Source organism: Rothia endophytica (assembly GCF_928381505.1).
Lineage (GTDB): Bacteria > Actinomycetota > Actinomycetes > Actinomycetales > Micrococcaceae > Rothia > Rothia endophytica_A.
This window is the reverse complement of the sequence record NZ_CAKMSJ010000001.1, coordinates 382215-399424: the sequence shown is the minus strand read 5'-3', so window position 1 is coordinate 399424 and position 17210 is coordinate 382215. Positions and strand designations below refer to the sequence as shown.

Sequence of the window (17210 nt, the reverse complement as noted above, 5' to 3'; positions counted from 1 at the left end):
CGCCTCTAGCTATCACTATCGCGTGCTTTTCCCCACCAAAACACGCTGATGAGGGAAAACTCTCCGCTCAATGATGACTAGCCCCAAGAAACCGGTGCACACAGTGTACTTTTAGGGCAAATAGGGCGCAGATTTCCAGTAACTTTAGAAGTATGGCTAGAACTATTGAAATTGCCGACGGCATTTATCAGATTTCCACTGATAACTACCGTCTCAACTCCGGTCTGATTGTTGGTGCTGAGCGCGCCATGATTGTTGACACCGGTGCTGGCCCGCGCCAGGGTGCCGAAATTCTGCGCGCCATCAGGCGTATTACAGACCTCCCCCTGGTCGCGGTGAACACCCACGCTCACTTTGACCGTTTCATGGGCAACGCTGTTTTCAAAGCAGACGGTGTCACTGATTTTTGGTCCCACCCCCGCGCAGGCCGCGCCATCGAAAAGTACGGGGACGCCCAACGCCCCTACGTCGAGGTGCTAGAACCGGAAATGGCGCATGCTCAGGGCCCCAACACTGAGCTTGTGCCCCCCACCCGCTTCCTGCCCGGTGACGGCACCCGCCCCGCCTTTACCCGCGTCGAACTCGGTGAACGTGCTATCACCCTCATATACCTGGGGCTCGCGCACACCGACAATGACATTCTGGTGGGCGTCGATGACGTTCTCTTTACCGGTGACATTGTGGAGCAGGGCTCAGACCCCGCCTTCGATGACTCCTTCCCTGAACTCTGGGTCAAAACTCTTCATACTCTGGTGGGGCTGGATCGCTACCGTATCTTCGTCCCCGGCCACGGTAGCCCCGTGGAGCGCACCTTCATTGAGCGCATGGCAGAAACCATGCAGGACGCCGTGCAGAAAATCTCTGAATCAGCACTCACTCGGGTGAAGGGTGCGACTACTGCCTCTATGTACCAGCTGCCCTACTCAGGTGGCTCTACCCGCATTCTGCTTGATCGCTTGCAGAAGCTGCAGAGCTTTGAAGAGCAGGGCCAGCCCCTTGCCGCCGTTAACTTTGATGCCGCTGAGCCTTCAGGGCTCACCGGGCCTATTACCCTGGGCAACGGCTAGAGGCTAGTACAACAATAGAGGGCGCTGGCTCTCCTACGCGGTAGGGGAGCCAGCGCCCTCATTTGTATGAGTAGATGCGGTTTCTAGTAGACCCAAACCTTACGGTAGGCACTCCGCTGCTTATTCTGCGGCCGGAGCAGGGCAATGAGCATGCTAGTGGTGAGCGCCGCTACCGCTGCAATCATGCAGATTGCTGCCACGAAAGAGCTACCCGGGATGGGATTGAACCAGGTGACGCAGTAGAGCGAGAAGGCACAGAACCCCACAAAGAAACCCGTGATGGTGAGGAGGGGGACCAGGATAAGCCCGGAGCGCTGGGTATCACTCATGTCCAGCTCTTCAGAGCGCATGAAGCGGAGAATGATGAGCCCCAGGATGCCCCAAAGCCCGGTGACGAGAATAGCGGCAACAACGTCGGAGGGGCGGTGCCAGCCATTGACCACGGTGGAGTAGCCGGCAGCAACCGTGAATACCATGCTAAAAAGCGCCACAGTGGGCCGAAAGCGTTTGGGCGAGGCTAAGAAAAGTGCCAGCCCGGCAGCTGCAGCAAAGGTCGTGTGACCGGACGGCGCTGAGTTGATAGCTGCCTCTTGTAAACCCAGGTTGGGTTTGACGATGAAATAGTTCTTGAGCAGCTGGGTGGTGATGTTAGCACCTATTGCCATACCCAGGCCCACCAGAGCAGGCACAAAGCGGTGCTTCCAAATCATCACAAAGAGAATGCCTACGGCTGCGATGACGCCCGCTGCTGCCGGAATCATATCCAGCAGATTAGAGGTCTGCTGGGTGTAGAGCATGAACTGGTAGGAGAACTCCTGAAAGGAGGTTTCATCTAGCTGCTGGCCGGCAGGGGTGGTAATAAAGAAGACTATCGCGGCAATGAGCAGAAAGACCATCGTGCTGGCAGCAAAGAAGTGCTGCAGCAGCGTCCAGAGGGAAGGGCGAGTCTGACGGATGTGCGAGGGAGTCAGCATATGCAGTCTGCCCGAGGGGGAATTCTCGGCAGAGGTAGCCGGTGCAACCTGTGACCCGTAGGAGGAAGGCTGCTGGTTGCTCATTCTGCCACCAAACATAAGGTTGCCGGGGTTGTGCTGAGCAGCTGGTGGGGTGAACTGCTGGTTGCCGGGCACGGTGGGCGCTGAGGCTGGTTTGGCGCTCATCTTCTGCGCCTTCTCAGCCTTACGGGCAGACCTTTCTTTTTTGACCCGTTCTGCGGTTCGCTTTCCTTGGGCGGCAACCGACGATAGCAGACGAGAACCTACTGAGGCTGGGCGAGTCGTCGCAAGCGGCTCTGTTGCATCAGTGAGCACTTCAGTATCAGCGGTATCAGAGGTCTTGGCATTGGTCTTATAGGACGCCTCGGGGCGGCCCTGTCCTGAAACGTCCAGCACAGCTGTGGAGTCGGTGTTCTCAGCGCGATCATAGTGCCGGGTAGGCAGCACAACAGTGGCGTCATTGTCGGCGCCCCGTTGAGGGTAAGTGCTCGGGGGAAGCACCTCTGTTGCATCTTCAGGCAGAGCGGTTTGAGCGCGGTCGGTGCGCTTCTCAAAATTCACAGTGAACCCCAACTACCTTTCTGAAAATGCGAGAACTCCCTTGAGCCTACCAATCAGTAGCCTCGCAAGGAAAACGGCGGGCAAAAACTTGACTGATAGCTATTGTGACAAACCCACATGAGTCTTTCCTGGGAGCCACCGGAGTATTGGGTGCACAGTCGCACCATGCAGCAGTCTTCTGCCCTATCCTAGGTGCGGTAGATTTGAGGCATGTTTGACCCTTTTGACGGTTCCCTGCCGCCGCTTGAAGCAGTGCTAGCTCAGACGCATGTGGTGCACCTGCCTATGCGCGTCAAGTTCCGCGGGGTAACTCTGCGCGAAACGGCTCTTATCCAAGGCCCAGCAGGCTGGGGAGAATTCGCTCCCTTTCTGGAATATCAACCCGATGAGGCCGCCGCCTGGCTCGCCTGCGCCCTTGAAGCTGCCTGGCTGGGCTACCCTGCTCCGCTGCGGGAATCAGTGCCCCTCAATGCCACTGTACCCGCTGTCCCACCGGCACGGGTCGCTGGCGTCCTGGCGAGCTACCGAGGAGAAGTTCGCGAGGTCAAAGTAAAAGTAGCTGAACCTGGGCTTCCCTTTGCAGAATCGCTGGCGCAGGACTGTGCTCGTCTTGCGGAAGTCCGCAGGCACCTGCCGGACGCCCGTCTCAAGATCGATGCCAACATGGGCTGGTCAGAAGATCAGGCAGTGCAAGCACTCACAGCTCTTTCTGAATATGACCTTATCTACGCTGAGCAGCCCGTGGAAACGGTGGAAGGGCTAGCGAAGGTGCGAGAGGCACTGTGCTCTGCGGGCAACCCCCTGCTGATCGCCGCTGACGAGTCTGTGCGTAAGGCAGAAGATCCCCTGCGCGTTGCTCGCCTAGGAGCAGCAGACCTGCTCATCATCAAAGCAGCACCGCTGGGTGGAGTGCGCCGAGCACTGAGCATCGTTGAAGATGCCGGCCTGCCCGCTGTGGTCTCCTCTGCCCTGGAAAGCTCAGTGGGGATCCGGACGGGCGCCGCGCTCGCGGCTGCCCTGCCAGATTTACCCTACGGGTGCGGGCTAGGTACGGTATCTCTGATGAGTAAGGATGTCACCAGCAACCCACTGGTGGCGGTGGACGGACAGCTACCCTTGCGCGATGTGGAACCTGACCCTGCCCTGCTTCAAGAACTTGCAGCACCGGCTGACCGTGTGGCTCACTGGCATCACCGTATCAGGGACTGCTACCGCCTGTTAGAGGCTCAGAAACCTTAGTTGTCGCTGGTGGGCCTTTGCTAATAGCGATTCCGTTGATAGTCATAAGCTCTATGATGTAGGTCACTTCTTGCTGTAGACTGTGATGACCGGATGCTCTAGCAAGGAGGGCTTATGACTGACCTGTTCAACCTACAACCCGCTCCTGGCGTTAGCCCCTGCGTCGCCATGAAGAACTTTTTCTCCAAGAGCTTTGAGATGAAAGGGCGCGCCTCCCGCAGTGAATACTGGTGGCCCACCCTCATCCTCGCCGGCGGAATAGCTGCCTGCGACATCGCAGCCCGTCACTACGACCGCGCAAAACACCCCGAAGCTTATGCGGCCAACCCGGGTGCACTGGAACGTCTGGTGCCCATCGTCCGCGTACCTGCCCCCGGAGCAGCTGAGACGGAGGCTGAGAAAGAAGCCCGCAAGCAGCACAGTGACCGCCTGGCGGAGACCTCTTTGCTCTTTAGTCTGCCCCTGGTGGTGGCTACCGCAGCCCCTAGTTTCACGGTTAGTGTGCGCCGCTTGCACGATATCAACCTCTCAGGGCACTGGCTTTGGCTCAACGCCATCCCCGTTGCAGGAAACCTGGGTAGCCTGGTGCTCTCAGCCCTACCTGGTAAACCCGAGGGTAGGCGCTTCGATTCCTAGCCACTTAATCTGCCCCAAGCCCAGGCGGAGTAAACTGGTGAGGTGACTTCACCTAGCCCCTCCATCATGACCGCTGTGACCGTGCTCGACACCCTGGTGCGCACGGGTATGCGGCACGTCCTCGTTTCGCCAGGGTCCCGTTCAGCCCCACTGACCTATGCTATCGGTGCACTGGTGGACGCCGGGGTGATAGAGGCACATGTTCGCATTGATGAGAGGGTAGCGGCTTTCACTGCCCTGGGTATCGCCCGTGCCAGTGGAGCTCCCGTAGGAGTCGTCACGACCAGCGGCACAGCGGTGGGGGAGTGCTTGCCTGCAGTTATGGAGGCTTATCATTCAGGGGCTTCTCTGGCCGTCCTTTCTGCTGACAGGCCTGCACGCCTGCAGGGCACCGGAGCTAATCAGACCACCGATCAAAGTGCCCTTTTGGGGCGCCACGTGCGTGCCTTTGCCGCCCTAGAAAACTACACTGCAGCTGAAGATGACCCACAAAATACTGCCTTTCACCGCGCCCTTGCGGCACTCACCGGGCGGAATCCTGAGAACTGGGGGCAGCCCGCTGAGCAGCCCCTCGGTCCGGTACACCTCAACATTGCCTTCGATACTCCGCTGACACCTCATGAAGCAGATGCGCAGGTTCTCAAGCGCTGGGCGCAGTCTCTGCAGGAGGTGGCGGCAGATGCTGCTCCGCGTCACCCCCGCCACCTTGATGTCACCGCTGAAAGCTGGCTGCGCTCCGATGACCTGCCCGCAGGCTCCCACCGCACCGTGGTTGTTGCCGGTGACGGGGCAGGTGCAGTTGCCCAGCAGTTCGCTCAGAAACTGGGTCTACCCCTGCTGGCTGAGCCCTCCTCAAATGCTCGCTTCTCACCGGTTGCTGTGCCAGCCTACCGCCAGATATTAGCCGGAGAACTGGGGCAGCAGGTTGAACGGGCCGTCATTTTCGGCCACACGACTCTCAGCCGCCCGGTTGCAGCCCTGCTGGCTAACAAGGGCATTGAACGTGCCATCTACGAGCCCAGTCCGGCCCCCTGGCATCAGCCCGATGCCCTGGAGTACCCCCAGATAAAGACTCTGCGCCAGCTAGCAGATTTCGCTGGTAACGGTGGGAATACTGACCAAGGGCAGCCGTGGTTGGACGCCTGGGTGCAGGCCGGGGCGGCACTGCAAGAAAACCTACGCCAGAAGGTTGCAGATTACCGTGCCAGCGGAACCTACGACACCGAGGTCGACCCCCGCGTCCCGGGTTTCTCGCTGGCACTCCGCGCCTGGGAAGCCTGCCTGGAAGATGATGCGGTGCTTCTGCTGGGCTCTTCGAACCTCATCCGCGACCTTGACCTGGTAGCCCCCGCAGCGGCTCGCAGCCCGCAGGTTTTTGCCAACCGGGGCTTAGCCGGTATTGACGGCACGATTGCCACTGCCAGCGGTATCTCGTTGGCGCTGGGTGCTAAGGTACGGGTGCTCTGTGGCGACCTGACCTTCCTCCACGATCTTGGTGCTCTCAATATAGGGCCGCTAGAACGCGCCCCCGATGTAGAAATTCTCGTGCTGGATGACCGGGGCGGTGGCATCTTTGCCACTCTTGAACACGGCCAACTGGGGCGCACGGAGCAGTTCGGTGCTACCGTCCAGCGCTTCTTCACTACCCCGCATACCGCCAACCTCGAAGAGCTGGCGTCATCCTGGGGCCAGAACGGCATCAGCTTGGAGGTTGTTCGCCCCTAGAGGGCGCGCACACCGTCTAGATTGATGCGGGCGGGGTCATGATGCTCGCCGGTTAGCATGGTAACCATGACCGTGGCATCCTCAGTGGCGCGTACCTCGTGCAGCAGATGAGCGGTCAAGTGGATGGGCGAACCGGGCTGAAGCTGGAAAATTTGCCCCTTGACCTCAAAATCAACAGCTCCAGAAAGCACCTGAACAACTACCGGGTGCACCGAATGGTGCTCACGCCATATTTGCCCTTTTTTGAAACTGAGCAAGACCAGGTTGGCGCCGTCGGCATCCACCAGTTTTCTCGCTTGAGGCTTGCTCTCAAAAGGCTCGAGTGCCTGGGGTAGGTGGGGGAAGATGAGGACTGTTCCTTCGTGGGTTCCGGGCATGGTTCTAATCTCTCCTTAAACTAGTATCTAATTAACCAATTTACTCCTCTGGGCTGAGGCAGAAAAATGCCCCGGCAGTTATCGCAATAACTGCCGGGGCACTTTTCTATACAAGGGAGCTAGCTAGAGCTGGGTGGACGCAGGTACTTCGCTGCCATCGTTGGCTTCACCGCCCGCTTCATCGGGGTGACGGGACATGTGCACTAGAGCGACGCCTAGCCCGCCCCAGATGAGGGCGATTGAAATAAATAGCATGATGATTGCAGGTGTGCTCATGGCTTATGCACCTTTCTGTGCGGCTGAATCAACGTGATCGTGCTGCACCTTGCCGCCTGAAACGGGGGGAGCCGGCGGGGTCAAAGATGCGCGTGAGGTCTTAGACCAGGGGAGCATAGAAATGATGACCGCTACGACCAGCAGGATGACGACCATACCCCAGCCAAAGATGTTCAGCATTTCTGCCGGGTAACCTTCGTAGGGCTCGTTCATGAGGGTGATGAAGGTGTTCACCAGTGAGTAGCCCAGAATAAGCGGGGTGACGCCTGCCAGCAGGATCATCCAGAGCTTGCCCATCTTCCAGGAGGAGCGAGCGTTGATGTGATCGCGCAGGGTAGGCAGGGCTCGTACCAGGTAGGCCACCACAAAGATGGAGACCAAACCTGCGGCGAGAATGCCGAACTGGTTGACGAAGTTATCGAGGATGTCCAGGACGAAGAGACCTGAAGTGGTGGCCATCAGCAGGGTTGAGATGATGGCGATAGGCAGGATTACCAGCAGGGTTGAGCGTACTCGGCCCAGGTTGAACTTGTCTTCAATACCGGCAACGATCACTTCAACAATGGAGATGATGGAGGTGAAACCGGCGAAGAGCAGGGAGCTGAAGAAGAGCACGCCGATCAGGGTGCCTCCCGGTGCCTGAGAGATGATGGTGGGGAAGGCGATGAAAGCCAGGCCGATACCTGAGGTAGCTACCTCGGAGACGGCGGTGCCTGCTGCGGTTGCCATGAAGCCCAGGGCTGCGAAGACGCCGATGCCTGCTAGCAGCTCAAAGCCTGAGTTGGCGAAGCCAACGACGGCACCGGTGCCGGTGAGGTCGGTTTTCTTCTTGAGGTAGGAGGCATAGGTGATCATGATGCCAAAGCCGATGGACAGCGAGAAGAAAATCTGACCGTAAGCTGCTACCCATACTTCGGGGCGGGTCAGAGCTGACCAGTCAGGAGTGAAAAGGGCATCAAGGCCGGTCCATGCGCCGTTGAGGGTCAGTGAGTAGGCAACGAGGCCAATAAACATGACGACCAGCAGGGGGATGAAGAAGATGTTGGCAAGGCCTACGCCCTTCTGCACACCCAGAGACATAACAACGGCCAAGAGAACCCAGATAATCATGATGGGGATCAGGATGCCGGGTACAAAGTCAAAGGTGACTCCGGCTGCGGGGTCTGAGACCTGCAGGAAGTCAGTCATCAGGAAGGTCGCTGGGTCATCGCCCCATTCGTGGGTGAAGGAGTAAATGACGTAGCGGGCGGCCCAGGCCAGAATCGCTGCATAGTAGATAGCGATGATGAAGTTGATGCCCATATGCCACCAGCCGATGAACTCGGTTTTGCGGTTTAGACGGCGGAAGGCGAGCGGGGAGGACGCCCGGGCACGGTGACCAATGACGTAGTCAAAGAAGAGGAAGGGCAGGCCGGCAGTCAGCAGCGCGACCAGGTAGGGAATCATAAAGGCGCCGCCGCCGTTGTCATAGGCAACGTAGGGGAAACGCCAGATGTTGCCAAGACCCACGGCTGAACCGATGGCAGCAAAAATAAAGACCTTGCGGCTTGAGAAGCCTTCGCGCTTTTTGGGTGCGCTTGTTGAGGTAGAACTCATGATGGTGGTTCCTCAGTGTGTGTACATGTAAAAAAGGCACCGTGGCCGGTGCTTAAGGTGCTGCTGAACCTGGGCACGTAGGTGGTGCTGGTTGTTGGTGCGGGCGCCTGCTGCTGGGTGTGCTGCTGAGCCTTGTGGGCAGGTTACCGGTGGGTATCCGACCTTTTGCTGTGTTGAAATAGTAACTCTCAACGCAGTAATGAAGCTATTCTACACATCAAATCTCATACGGTGGTCTTTGGTTCGTATCGTAAACAGCAGTGCCCGCCAGCCCTGAGGGCTGGCGGGCACTTGAGAAGTCCTTGGTCGACTAGTTATCGCGGTGCACCACGGCGTGGGCGAATGATTTAAGCGCTTCTTTAATGACTGAGTCAGGCAGAGGCTCAATAGCTGCGATGGCATCATCAGCCCAGCGGTAGGCTACCTGCCAGGCTTCTTCGGTGGCCGGGTGAGCAGACAGGGCCGCCACAGCCTCTGCGAGTGCCTCGTCGCTGCTGAGGTCTCCACGGATTATCTGCTGCACGTGTTGGGCTTCTAGGTCCCCTTCTGCAGCTGCACGGTCTAGCAGAATGGTGGGCAGGGTCGGTACGCCTTCGCGCAGGTCGGTGCCGGGGGTTTTGCCGGACGCCACGCCAGAGCTAGTGACGTCAATGACGTCATCTGCTAGTTGGAAGGCTACCCCTACGAGCTCACCGTAGCGGGCCAGCATCTGCACGGTTGCTTCCGGTGAGTCCGAAAGAATGGTTCCGTAGGAGCCAGCGGCTGCAATCAGAGAACCGGTCTTGCCTTCAATGACCTTAATGTAGTGAGCGAGCAGGTCTTCGTGCTTCTCAGGCCCGGTTGTTTCAAAGAGCTGACCCAGAACCAGTCGTTCAAAAGTCTGAGCCTGCACCGCTAGGGCGCGTCCGCCCAGCTCTGAGACAATCAGAGAGGCCCGCGAGAAAATCAGGTCACCGGTCAGAATGGCCACAGAATTACCCCAAATGTTCTGAGCGGTATCAACGCCGCGACGCTTGGAGGCATCGTCCATGACATCGTCGTGGTACAGCGTTGCAAGGTGGGTTAGCTCAACCACCACGGCAGCGTCGATGACGCGGTCATTGATGCCGCCACCGGCTTCAGCTGCCAGGAGGGTCAAGAGGGGGCGCACCCGTTTGCCGCCTGCGGAGAGTAGGTGGCGTGAGGCAACATCAGCGAGATGATTGGTCTGGGCTACAGCGCGCTCCAGTCGTACCTCAATCTCAGTGAGAGCCTCCAAAATCTTGGGCCCCAACACAGGGTCCTGAGCAATGAGATCAAAGCCCTTGGGCAGGTTGAAGTCAGCTTCGGGCATGAGGGCGTCTGCCGCTAAGGGTGAGCCGGTGGGTTCAGTCACGATGTCTTTCACAATCTTGGGGGTGCGCATGGTGCGCGTACAAGAGATGGCCGGTTTCTAGTCTACCGGCATCTTTCGGTTTAGTTTTTGGGTTTGAAACCGCGGTGTAGGGCCACAATGCCGCCGGTAAGGTTGCGATATTGCACGTCCTGCCAGCCAGCCTCACGGAAGTGCCGTGCCAGTTCGTCCTGGTTGGGCCAGGCAAGAATGGATTCAGCGAGGTAGACGTAACTTTCAGGGTTGGACGAAACTGCTCGTGCCACGGGTGGAATCAGCTTCATGATGTAGTTGCGGTAGACCAGGCGGAAGGGAGTGAAGGTGGGGGTTGAGAATTCGTTGATGACGATGCGTCCGCCAGGCTTGGTCACTCGGTACAGCTCACGAAGTGCCTGAGGGTAGTCAGCCACATTGCGCAACCCGTAGGACATGGTCACGGCATCGAATTCCTCGTCGGCAAAGGGCAGTTTGGTGACATCTGCCTGGACAAACTCGATGTCAGGGCGGCGGCGCCGGCCCACTGCCAGCATTCCTTCTGATAGGTCAGCGGCAACAACCTTCACCCCAGCGTCGGCAAAAGGCTCGGAAGAAGTGCCAGTGCCGGCTGCAATATCCAGTACCTTTTGGCCGGGACGGGCATCCACGGCGGCGACGGTTTGTTTGCGCCAGTAAATGTGCTGGCCCAGCGACATAATGCCATTCATCAGGTCATAGCGTTCAGCTACCTGGTCAAACATTGAAGAGATGTCGGTGGTCTTTTTGTTAAGGTCTGCTCGGTTCACCCTGCTATTCTTCCATGTTTGTTCTAAAAGCTCATGCTGGTTACGGCGGGGGCTTAGGGAATCTTGTGGTTGTAGGGGAGTGTTCGGTTACTGGTAGGTAACATAGTGTGAGGTAGGATACTTAAACATAGTTGTGTATATTCATGCAACCTCTTGCATTTTTACTCAGCTACAGGCACAATAGGACATCAGATACTGCTCTAGGCCCACACTTTTTAAGGACAACCCATGAAGAAAGCCCCCTTCGCCCTCGCTGCAACAGCCCTGATGTTGACTGCTTGCGGAACCAGTGGTGGCACCACTGAATCCGGCATCTCTCTCATTGCAGAGGGCAAGCTGACTGTCTGCACCAACCCTCCCTACGCTCCCTTCGAATACGAAGAGAACGGCGAGATTGTAGGTCTGGACGCTGACATCGCCGCGGCTATCGCTGAAGACTTGGGTGTCACTTCAGAAATGTTCAGCACCTCCTTTGAGGGTATCCAGTCGGGCGTTGCGCTGTCCTCAGGGCAGTGTGATTTAGCACTTTCAGGTATCACCATCACTGAAGAACGCAAGAGCGTTATGAACTTCACCGAGGCTTACGTCGATGACAACCTCGCTGTTCTGGTTCCCTCAGGTTCATCCATCACCGGTGCTGCTGACTTGTCAGGCGCCAAGGTTGGCGTGCAGCAGGCAACCTCCGGTGAAAAGTACGCCCAGGACGCTGGTGCTAATACCGTGCAGTACGAAGACAACGGTCTTTTGCTGCAGGCTGTGCAGACCGGCCAGGTAGATGCCGTGGTCGGTAACATCACCGTGCTCTCAGAAATGCTGACCAGCGATGAGAGCCTCACTGTTGTTGAAGAGATTGAAACCGGTGAGCAGATCGCTGGTGCGGTTGCCACCGAGAACTCAGATCTTCTAGAAGCTGCCAACAAGACCTTGGCAGCTATGGAAGAAGATGGCCGTATGGCCGATCTCCGTGAGAAGTACCTGGGTATTTCTGACTAAACTGGTTCTCATACTCTGAAGCAAGGACGCCGCAGAATGGGTTTCGCGCGAAACCCGCGCTGCGGCGTCCTGCCCTTTATCCTTATTTGGCCTGCCAACGAACGGAAAACTTGATCATGGCACTGTCACCCCGGCAGAAACAAAACTACTGGCGCTACTCGCAGTATGCGCTGCTGGCTCTGATTGCAATCGTCCTGGTGATTGTCGCGGACTGGGGCACCCTGCGCGATAAAGTCTTCAACCCAGACATTATTGCCAACCAGTTCCCGGGCGTTATCACGGTAGCCCTCAAGAACACCCTTATCTACACCGCGCTGGGCTTCGTGGTGGGGCTGAGTTTGGGTGTGCTGCTGGCGCTGATGAAGATTTCTTCCATTGCACCCTACCGCTGGATAGCCACGCTTTACATTGAGCTTTTCCGCGGTCTACCCGCCCTGCTAGTCTTTATTGCTTTTGGTTACGGCATTCCGCTGGCTTTCGGTCTGCGTCTCAACAACTACGTCACCGTTATGCTTGCCCTGGGTATGGTTTCGGCAGCCTACATCGGTGAGGTGCTTCGTGCCGGCCTTGAGGCTGTGCCCAAGGGGCAGTACGAGGCTGCCCGCTCACTGGGTATGGGGCACTCCCGCGCCATGGTGACCGTTATCATCCCCCAGGCCTTCCGTATTGTTCTGCCCCCGTTGACCAACGAAATTATCCTGCTCACCAAGGATTCCTCCCTGGTCTACCTGCTGGGTATGTCTGTTGCCCAGTACGAACTCACCAAGTTTGGACGTGAGGGCATCTCAGCCAGCGGCGCCGGTCTAACACCCCTGGTCGTAGCGGGTGCTTGCTACCTCATTATTACCGTTCCCTTAGGGCTGCTTGCCCGCCACTTCGAGAAGCGTGCTGGCGCGCGTTCCCGCAAGTAAATTCGGTTCAGCTCTACCTCTAAGGACACCTCATGACATCACATTCTGCTCCCGCCTCCGTCACCATCAAGGATCTGCACAAGTCCTACGGTGAAGTTGAAGTGCTCAAAGGCATCGATATCAACGTCAGCCCCGGCGAAGTGGTATGTCTCATTGGCCCATCTGGCTCGGGTAAATCCACCCTGCTGCGCTGCGTCAATCTTCTGGAGACCCCCAACTCAGGCCTGATCGAAGTTGCAGGTCACTCGGTAACTGACCCGGACGTAAACATCGACAAGATGCGTACTAACGTGGGCATGGTCTTCCAGCAGTTCAACCTCTTCTCCCACCTCACCGTCCTTGAAAACTGCACCGTTGCCCAGATCAAGGTGCTGAAACGGTCCAAGGCTAAAGCTCAGAAGATTGCCCTAGAGAACCTCGAGAAGGTGGGTCTAGCTGACAAGGCTGGCCGCCACCCCGATCAGCTCTCGGGCGGTCAGCAGCAGCGCGTGGCTATCGCCCGAGCCCTGTCCATGGACCCCCAACTTATGCTCTTTGACGAGCCCACCAGCGCCCTAGACCCCGAAACCGTGGGGGATGTTCTCAGCATTATGCGCCAGCTTGCCGCCGAGGGCATGACCATGATTGTGGTGACCCACGAAATGGCTTTCGCCCGCGACGTCGCTGACCGCGTGGTCTTTATGGACGGTGGCGTCGTTGTTGAAGAGGGCCCTGCCCACGAAGTCATCGGTAACCCCCAGGAAGCGCGCACTCAGCTCTTCCTTTCGCGCGTGCTCAATCCCACCGCCCAGTAAAAGCGGGGCACACGCCCTAAAACCTCCCAGCGCCGGCTAGTTTTTTCTCAGCCGGCGCTGTGCTTTTAAGACCTGCAGGGAATCGGCGATAAAGAAGGCAGCAGCTACCCAGATCAAAATGAAGCCAGCCCAGCGGCCAGCATTGAGCGTCTCGTGGGTAACGAAAAGAGCCAGCATGAACTGCATGGTGGGGGTCAAATATTGAACCATGCCCAGTAGAGAAAGTGGAACTCGAGAAGCTGCACCTGCAAAAAGCAAGAGAGGGATTGCGGTGACTAAGCCGGAAGCCGCTAGGATCCAAAAGTGAGCGGGCCTGTGGGCGAAGAGAGTGAGCTGACCGGTTGCTACGAAATGCCAAATGAGAAAAGCTGCAACGGGGGAGAGCAAGAGAGTCTCAACGGTCAGTGAGACAACCGCTGGAACGTTTCCCGCCTGTTTTTTCAGCAGGCCATAAAGGCCAAAGCTAAAAGCAAGCCCCAAGCCCAGCCAGGGCACAGACCCGTAGAAAATACACATGACGAGTACCGCTAGAGCTGCCACAGCGATGCCAGTCCATTGAAGCGTCCTCAGCTTTTCTCCCAGAATAACTACCCCCAGGGCTACCGAGACGATGGGATTGATGTAGTAGCCCAGGGATGCTTCCATGACATTTCCACTGGTGGTTGCAATGATATACAGCAGCCAGTTGGCAAAAATAAGTAACCCTGCAATTCCCAGTAAGAGAAGGGTGCGCGGTTGGGCTAGTACTCTTCGAAGGGCTAGCCACTGGCGGGTGAGCGGCACCAAAATCGCGCAGAAAAGCAGGGTGAAGAGCACCCGTTCAGCCACAATTTCGAAAGGTGTAGCTGGGGCAGTCAGCAGGAAATAGAGCGGGAAAACACCCCAGATGAGATAGCACAGAAAAACATAGATGACCCCTCGGTTCGCCGGCTCTTTGCTCTGTGGGTGCGTCATGATTCCTGGTCTTTCGCGGGGTAGAGAAGGGGCGGTAACACCTGAATAGTGCTACCGCCCCTTCTGCAAGGTTCTGGTTTACAGACCGAAGAAGCGGCTGAAGAAGCCCTTCTTCTCTTCCTTCGGCTGAGGCTTAGTTGCAGCCTCAGCGCGTTCGGCTTCAAGGTCAGGTGCTGTGCCTGCCAGGCGAATGTCGCCACCTGCCTGCTCAGTAGCCTGATCCTGATCTGCTTCAAGGTAGCCAGCAGCCAGCGAACCAGCGGTCTGCTCGGTCTGAACAGACTCTCCCTCGGAAGTCAGCAGCTCATCGCCTTCATCTTCGGTTTCAGTGACGATGTCCTCATCAGCAATGGTGCTGGTAGTGACACGGCCGGGCTGGGCGTCCTCGGTGGGCTCTTGATCGAAGGGCTGATCGGCGTTGGGGTAGACGCGGTCGGTGGATACCGTACCTTCCACCTCTTCTGCCTTAGCCTCTTCCGCTGCACGAGCTTCAGCAAGTGCCTGCAGGCGAGCTTCTTCAGCTGCCAGCTCTTCAGCCTCAGCAGCGCGGGCAGCTTCAGCACGTGCCTCATCCTCACGGGCGGCTTCCTCAGCAGCTGCCTGAGCCTGTGCCTCGCGGGCAGCAGCCTGATCAGCTGCTTCTGCGGCAGCCAGACGCTCCACTTCGTCACGTTCGGCGGTCAGCTGTTCCCTGTGATCCTGAGCCGCTACCGCTAGTCGGGCCAGTTCATCCGCCCCAACGGTAGGTTCGGCAGCTTCAATCCCTGAAATTTTACCGTTATCGAACCAGAGGCGCAGCGCACCGTCGGTGGCGGTAATGACGGCAGTTGCCTCGGTATCCCACTCAATGTGAGCACCGCGTAGCTTGGCATAGGAATCTACGGCGCGCAGGTGGTTCACAGCAGTGCCAGTCTGCAGAGCCTGCGCCATGACCTGCCCCATACGGTTAACGGTGGGGGCATCGAGTTCTAGCTGTGACCCCTCTAGGAGGATCCAGGCACGCACACCTGCACCGGCGGTTACCGGGTAGTGCGCGTAAGCCCCGGTCAGGGTCTTAGCTGCCAGAGTGAGCTTGCGAGCCAGACCCTCATCCAAGGGGAGCTCGTCGGTGGTCAGCTCGGAAATGCCGTGTTGTGCGCCGCCAGTACGAGTCTGCACTGCCGCAGAGACCACGCGATCGGGGAAATGCCCGAGCTCCTGCCAGGACCAAATCCAGGAACCGCGGTTCTCTGACTCGGTGCCGAGCAGGTAGGGGGTCAGGGTGACGGAGTCATCAGACTGGAGGGTGAATGACGGTGCGGAGAAATCCACCGTCCATTCTGCGCCGCCTGAAATTTCAGCAAGGCGGGCCTGGTATTCGGTGGAAATAAAGATTGAATCGTCAATCAGATCCTGCAGTGTTGTAGTCATAGCATTAAGGCTAACAACTGTTGCCGGATTGGTGCACATTTTCTGCTACAAGAGGTCCACTATTTATTACTTTCTTTATCTGCTCTGTAGTGAGCTGTGAGAAGAGCCAAAGACCTGGTGCTTACTTTCTTGGTTTAATGGGAGGTGAGAAGTGAACAGCGGGCTTACCGATAACCCCGCAAACCAATGAACAGGTACTGATGAGCATGTCTGAAACCCGCCCCCGCTATAGACCAGAAGACCGTCCCGCCATGTTGCAGGAGGCCTTGAACGGTATTGGTAGCTGGATGCTGGGTGCGGCACGGGTAGAACCGGGCTGGGATGAGCTGGCGCTAGATATAAAACCCTTATCTGATGCTATTTTTGTGAGAATCACCGAGTCGAGGGACGGTGAAGATTATGTAGGGTCTACAGGGCCGGTGAAGCAAGACAGCCCGGTGGTCGCTGATATTGAAAAACTTCAGCATGCTGCTTTCATTGAGGGGCAGGGCAGCTGGTTTACCGCATCGGTGGTGGTGACCGCTAACGGCTGGCCCTACCCCCAGTACCAGATTGGGGCCTCCTATGATCACTCTCATGAACCTCAGGACTGGGGCGGCGAAGGCGGTCTGACCGGCAGGGATATTCGTTCCCACCTTAAGACCTTCCCTCGTTCCGAAGGCCAGTTGCCGCAGTGGGCAGCCACCCGTCTAGCCGGACGTCGCGGTTCGGGGATGGCGGATGCCCCCGCTGCATCAGGAGTAGACGGAGTGAATCCTTACCTCAGCTCAGCCTTAGAAGCATTTGCTGCTCAGCGCAGCGAGGCAGCACTCGCTAACGTGGTAAGGGCCTGCGAGGGCGGCAACGTCGTTATGGATATCTCGCAAAGCACTACGTCAGAGAACGGTTCTCTTCAGGTGCGCTACCAGGTGTTGAGCTTAACGAACGGCTTGAAGGCTCTCACGGCCTACTCCTCACCTGAACAGGCAAAGAACGCTGCTGCAAGGTTGGGCGGGGGAGACCTGCGGCTCCAGGTTGAGCCTGCCATGAAAGTTTTCTTGCAGGTAGTCCATGATGAGGCCATTGATGTGCTGGTGCTTGACCCCCAAACACCGCATGAGTGCTTTATTGAAAAAGCTCAGCTCCAGTGGGCAGTCAGCACCCCTCACAATGAGCCGGCTAAGAGGGCGCTGGTTGAAGGTGATATGCGCAGTCTGCTCACCGCTTTAGGAGCCCCTGCCTCAGTTCTTCTCATGGGAGTGCGCCAAGGTGACACCGCTGGCCGCCCCGTGGTAATGCGCAATGATGGTGCTGAGGAAGGAAAAACGGCTCTGGTCTTTACCTCAGCCACCGAAATAGCTGCCCTGGACCCCTCACTGGAAGTGCGCACCGCCCCGGCGATGGAGGTTTTGAAACTGCTGGCAGCGGGTGACGCTGATCGGGTACGCATCAACGCGCTTAACCCGCACGCAACTCTGCCTATGCATCAGGTTCGAGAACTTATTTCAATAGTAGAATCTCAATAGTTCACGATGATTTTGGT

The 17210-nt window shown here is 57.6% G+C and carries 16 protein-coding genes; 8 read left to right on the top strand and 8 right to left on the bottom strand.

The features are described from left to right. The first annotated feature begins 152 nt into the window (after positions 1-152). On the top strand, positions 153-1067 hold the full coding sequence (locus L6990_RS01825; RefSeq protein ID WP_237202360.1) for an MBL fold metallo-hydrolase: 915 nt from the start codon (positions 153-155) through the stop codon (positions 1065-1067). 83 nt (positions 1068-1150) lie between these two features. Here the strand turns inward: L6990_RS01825 and L6990_RS01820 are convergent, their stop codons facing one another. Further along, complete coding sequence (locus tag L6990_RS01820; protein ID WP_237202359.1) at positions 1151-2623, bottom strand: phosphatase PAP2 family protein; 1473 nt, start codon at positions 2621-2623, stop codon at positions 1151-1153. 210 nt (positions 2624-2833) lie between these two features. Between L6990_RS01820 and L6990_RS01815 the strand changes: the two genes are divergently transcribed. From L6990_RS01815 to menD, 3 genes are all read left to right on the top strand, one after another. After that, on the top strand, positions 2834-3862 hold the full coding sequence (locus L6990_RS01815; protein WP_237202358.1) for an o-succinylbenzoate synthase: 1029 nt from the start codon (positions 2834-2836) through the stop codon (positions 3860-3862). Positions 3863-3976: 114 nt separating this feature from the next. Beyond that, entirely contained in the window at positions 3977-4498 is a 522-nt protein-coding gene (locus L6990_RS01810) for a DUF805 domain-containing protein (RefSeq protein ID WP_237202357.1), read from the top strand. Positions 4499-4540: 42 nt separating this feature from the next. After that, entirely contained in the window at positions 4541-6223 is a 1683-nt protein-coding gene (gene menD / locus L6990_RS01805; protein WP_237202356.1) for a 2-succinyl-5-enolpyruvyl-6-hydroxy-3-cyclohexene-1-carboxylic-acid synthase, read from the top strand. Here the strand turns inward: menD and L6990_RS01800 are convergent. The 5 genes from L6990_RS01800 to L6990_RS01780 form a co-directional block, all read right to left on the bottom strand. Then, positions 6220-6600 carry a cupin domain-containing protein gene (locus tag L6990_RS01800; protein ID WP_237202355.1) on the bottom strand — a complete coding sequence of 127 codons (381 nt, stop codon included), beginning with the start codon at positions 6598-6600 and terminating at the stop codon, positions 6220-6222. The two genes, menD and L6990_RS01800, sit on opposite strands and share 4 nt — an antisense overlap. 123 nt (positions 6601-6723) lie before the next feature. Continuing rightward, on the bottom strand, positions 6724-6876 hold the full coding sequence (locus L6990_RS01795) for a methionine/alanine import family NSS transporter small subunit (RefSeq protein ID WP_237202354.1): 153 nt from the start codon (positions 6874-6876) through the stop codon (positions 6724-6726). 3 nt (positions 6877-6879) lie between these two features. Beyond that, complete coding sequence (locus L6990_RS01790) at positions 6880-8472, bottom strand: sodium-dependent transporter (RefSeq protein WP_237202353.1); 1593 nt, start codon at positions 8470-8472, stop codon at positions 6880-6882. A 310-nt stretch (positions 8473-8782) separates the two neighbouring features. Next, positions 8783-9805 carry a polyprenyl synthetase family protein gene (locus L6990_RS01785; protein WP_237202430.1) on the bottom strand — a complete coding sequence of 341 codons (1023 nt, stop codon included), beginning with the start codon at positions 9803-9805 and terminating at the stop codon, positions 8783-8785. Positions 9806-9927: 122 nt separating this feature from the next. Next, a complete protein-coding gene (locus L6990_RS01780; protein WP_272879253.1) occupies positions 9928-10626 on the bottom strand; it encodes a demethylmenaquinone methyltransferase in 699 nt (232 codons plus the stop codon). Positions 10627-10854: 228 nt separating this feature from the next. On the opposite strand from L6990_RS01780, the gene L6990_RS01775 reads away from it, so the two are divergent. The 3 genes from L6990_RS01775 to L6990_RS01765 all read left to right on the top strand — a co-directional run bounded on the left by L6990_RS01775 (position 10855) and on the right by L6990_RS01765 (position 13324). After that, positions 10855-11619, top strand: a complete 765-nt coding sequence (locus L6990_RS01775; protein WP_237202352.1) for an ABC transporter substrate-binding protein — start codon at positions 10855-10857, stop codon at positions 11617-11619. 116 nt (positions 11620-11735) lie between these two features. Then, positions 11736-12530 (top strand): amino acid ABC transporter permease, encoded by a 795-nt coding sequence (locus L6990_RS01770; protein WP_237202351.1) that lies wholly within the window; start codon positions 11736-11738, stop codon positions 12528-12530. A 32-nt stretch (positions 12531-12562) separates the two neighbouring features. Next, positions 12563-13324, top strand: coding sequence for an amino acid ABC transporter ATP-binding protein (locus tag L6990_RS01765; RefSeq protein WP_237202350.1), 762 nt, complete (start codon positions 12563-12565; stop codon positions 13322-13324). 36 nt (positions 13325-13360) lie between these two features. Here the strand turns inward: L6990_RS01765 and rarD are convergent, their stop codons facing one another. Both rarD and L6990_RS01755 read right to left on the bottom strand, forming a co-directional pair. Next, the gene (gene rarD / locus L6990_RS01760) at positions 13361-14278 is read right to left on the bottom strand and encodes an EamA family transporter RarD (protein ID WP_237202349.1); all 918 of its coding nucleotides are present in this window, start codon (positions 14276-14278) and stop codon (positions 13361-13363) included. Positions 14279-14356: 78 nt separating this feature from the next. Beyond that, positions 14357-15688, bottom strand: coding sequence for a DUF6882 domain-containing protein (locus tag L6990_RS01755; RefSeq protein ID WP_237202348.1), 1332 nt, complete (start codon positions 15686-15688; stop codon positions 14357-14359). A 206-nt stretch (positions 15689-15894) separates the two neighbouring features. On the opposite strand from L6990_RS01755, the gene L6990_RS01750 reads away from it, so the two are divergent. Next, positions 15895-17193: an SseB family protein gene (locus L6990_RS01750; protein ID WP_237202347.1), complete on the top strand. Its 1299-nt coding sequence runs from the start codon at positions 15895-15897 to the stop codon at positions 17191-17193. The last annotated feature ends 17 nt before the right edge of the window (positions 17194-17210 follow it).

Bases quoted from the DNA above. Each gene is read 5' to 3' on its own strand.
- L6990_RS01800 (WP_237202355.1), bottom strand. From the start codon at position 6,600: ATGCCCGGAACCCACGAAGGAACAGTCCTCATCTTCCCCCACCTACCC.
- L6990_RS01810 (WP_237202357.1), top strand. From the start codon at position 3,977: ATGACTGACCTGTTCAACCTACAACCCGCTCCTGGCGTTAGCCCCTGC.
- L6990_RS01795 (WP_237202354.1), bottom strand. From the start codon at position 6,876: ATGAGCACACCTGCAATCATCATGCTATTTATTTCAATCGCCCTCATC.
- L6990_RS01815 (WP_237202358.1), top strand. From the start codon at position 2,834: ATGTTTGACCCTTTTGACGGTTCCCTGCCGCCGCTTGAAGCAGTGCTA.
- rarD (WP_237202349.1), bottom strand. From the start codon at position 14,278: ATGACGCACCCACAGAGCAAAGAGCCGGCGAACCGAGGGGTCATCTAT.
- L6990_RS01750 (WP_237202347.1), top strand. From the start codon at position 15,895: ATGTCTGAAACCCGCCCCCGCTATAGACCAGAAGACCGTCCCGCCATG.
- L6990_RS01790 (WP_237202353.1), bottom strand. From the start codon at position 8,472: ATGAGTTCTACCTCAACAAGCGCACCCAAAAAGCGCGAAGGCTTCTCA.
- L6990_RS01785 (WP_237202430.1), bottom strand. From the start codon at position 9,805: ATGCCCGAAGCTGACTTCAACCTGCCCAAGGGCTTTGATCTCATTGCT.
- L6990_RS01775 (WP_237202352.1), top strand. From the start codon at position 10,855: ATGAAGAAAGCCCCCTTCGCCCTCGCTGCAACAGCCCTGATGTTGACT.
- L6990_RS01825 (WP_237202360.1), top strand. From the start codon at position 153: ATGGCTAGAACTATTGAAATTGCCGACGGCATTTATCAGATTTCCACT.
- L6990_RS01755 (WP_237202348.1), bottom strand. From the start codon at position 15,688: ATGACTACAACACTGCAGGATCTGATTGACGATTCAATCTTTATTTCC.
- L6990_RS01770 (WP_237202351.1), top strand. From the start codon at position 11,736: ATGGCACTGTCACCCCGGCAGAAACAAAACTACTGGCGCTACTCGCAG.
- L6990_RS01765 (WP_237202350.1), top strand. From the start codon at position 12,563: ATGACATCACATTCTGCTCCCGCCTCCGTCACCATCAAGGATCTGCAC.